Annotated in this window: 2 protein-coding genes and 1 pseudogene; 2 read left to right on the forward strand and 1 reads right to left on the reverse strand. The window is 67.0% G+C overall.

Going from position 1 to position 2,088, the window contains the following annotated elements:
• A partial coding sequence (locus tag AC1D00_RS38225; RefSeq protein WP_477014237.1) for a citrate synthase occupies window positions 1-756 on the forward strand: 756 nt, incomplete at its 5' end.
• Between the two features lie 220 nt (window positions 757-976).
• Window positions 977-2,023: a sensor histidine kinase gene (locus AC1D00_RS38230; RefSeq protein ID WP_135174898.1), complete on the forward strand. Its 1,047-nt coding sequence runs from the start codon at window positions 977-979 to the stop codon at window positions 2,021-2,023.
• On the opposite strand, the pseudogene AC1D00_RS38235 reads toward AC1D00_RS38230, so the two are convergent.
• Window positions 2,020-2,088: pseudogene (locus tag AC1D00_RS38235) on the reverse strand (molecular chaperone DnaJ); the annotation flags it as partial. The gene AC1D00_RS38230 and the pseudogene AC1D00_RS38235 sit on opposite strands and share 4 nt — an antisense overlap.

A 2,088-nucleotide genomic window follows, 5' to 3' on the forward strand; every position in this document is an offset into this window, starting at 1 on the left:
GAACATGAGGCGACCATCGTCGGCGCGTTTCCGGTGATTTCAGGCGCGCTGGTCCGGCGCGCCAAGGGGCTGGAGCCGGTCGCCCCCGATCCGAGCGCGAGCCACGCCGCCGACACGCTCCGCATGCTGCATGGGCGCGCGCCGGCCTCTCGCGAGGTCACGGCGCTCGATGCCTATCTCGTCACCGTCTGCGACCACGGCATGAACGCCTCAACCTTCACAACGCGCGTGGTGGCCTCGACCCAGGCCGACCTGTTCGCGGCCGTCACCGCCGGCTATTGCGCGCTCACCGGTCCCTTGCATGGCGGCGCGCCGGAGCCGGTGCTGGAAATGCTCGATGCGATCGGCTCGCGCGAGCGGATCCAGCCCTGGGTGGATGCGGCGCTGGCGCGCGGCGAGCGCATGATGGGCTTTGGTCATCGCGTCTATCGCGTGCGCGATCCGCGCGCCGACGTGCTGAAGACCGCGATCGAGGCCCTCGCCTCCAACGGAGCCGACCTGCCCTTCGCCGGCGAGGTCGAGGCCTATATCCGCGCCGCGCTGCGCAAGAAGAACCCGGAGCGGCCGCTGGAGACCAATGTCGAGTTCTTCACCGCGATCCTGCTCGATGCGCTGGCGATTCCAAGGCAGGCGTTCACGCCGATCTTCGCGGTGGCGCGCGCCGCGGGGTGGACCGCACATGCCCGCGAACAGCAGCGCACGGGACGGCTGATCCGGCCGAGTTCGTCGTATGTCGGGGCGATGCCAGAAGAATGATGCAGTGGCCCGGATGGAGCGAAGCGTAATCCGGGGAAGCCGATCGCCGTGCGAGAAAGCCCGGATGGCGCCGACGCTCCATCCGGGCCGGCTGCTTGGCTAACCGCGCCAGCGCAACACGCCGCAAGAGACCGTGATTGCGAGGACGGACTGGCGGCCATGCAGGAACACCCGAGCGCCTGGCGACTTACCTATCTGCCCCCGGTAGATCAGGAACGCTATGCTGGACTTGTTAGGACATTCGGACGAGGCCAGGATCGGCGAGATCGCCGCCAGCTATGCGACGAGCCGGAGCGAGGCCGACGCCGATTCCGAAAGGCGCTTTCGCGACTTGCTCCAGGCGTTGCCCGCCGCGGTCTACACGACCGACGCAGACGGCCGCATCACATTCTTCAATCGCGCCTGCGTCGATTTTGCCGGACGCACGCCAAAGATCGGCGAGATGTGGTGCGTGACATGGAAGCTCTACCTGCCTGACGGAACGCCGCTCCCCCACGATGAATGCCCGATGGCCATCGCGCTCAGGCAGAACCGGCCCGTGCGCGACGTCGAAGCCGTGGCCGAACGGCCGGACGGCTCCCGGATCTGCTTCATGCCGTATCCGACGCCGCTGCGCGACAAACGCGGCCGATTGGTTGGGGCGGTGAACATGCTGGTCGACATCACGGCCCGCAAGCAGGCCGAGCAGCGGATGATGCTCCTCACCTCCGAGGTCGACCATCGTTCGAACAATCTGCTCGCAGTGGCTCAGGCGATGCTGCGGCTGACGAAGGCAGACACCGCAGAAGAGTTCCAGGCCGCGTTTCAGGGCCGGCTCAGCGCCCTTGCCAACGTGCAGAGGCTGTTCTCGGCCTCGCGCTGGACTGGCGCGAATCTGAAGACCATCGTCGAAGAGGAACTGCGGCCCTACGCAAGCCGGGACGGCGAGCGGATCAGGATCGCGGGAGACGACGTCCATCTGCCGCCGACCCTCGCCCAGTCGATCGCAGTCGCGCTGCATGAGCTGGCGACCAACGCTGCCAAATACGGGTCGCTGTCGACGCCTTCGGGCACGTTGGAGATCCGCTGGGCGACCAATGATGCAGAGCCCCTCGTGCTGCACTGGTCGGAGAGCGGCGGTCCCCGGGTCAACGCGCCGCCGACGCGCAGGGGCTTCGGGGTCGGCGCGATCGATGGCATCATCCGGACCTTGCGAGGAAAGGTTACCCGGCAGTGGAAGCCGGAAGGACTGGTTTGCGAACTGTCCTTCCCCGAGGTCGCCGCCTAGGCCTCCCGCACGACCGTCTTCAGATAATTATACGCCTTGATGATCTCGATCAGGCGGTCTTCGGT

It is taken from the genome of Bradyrhizobium sp. P2_E8 (assembly GCF_056403875.1).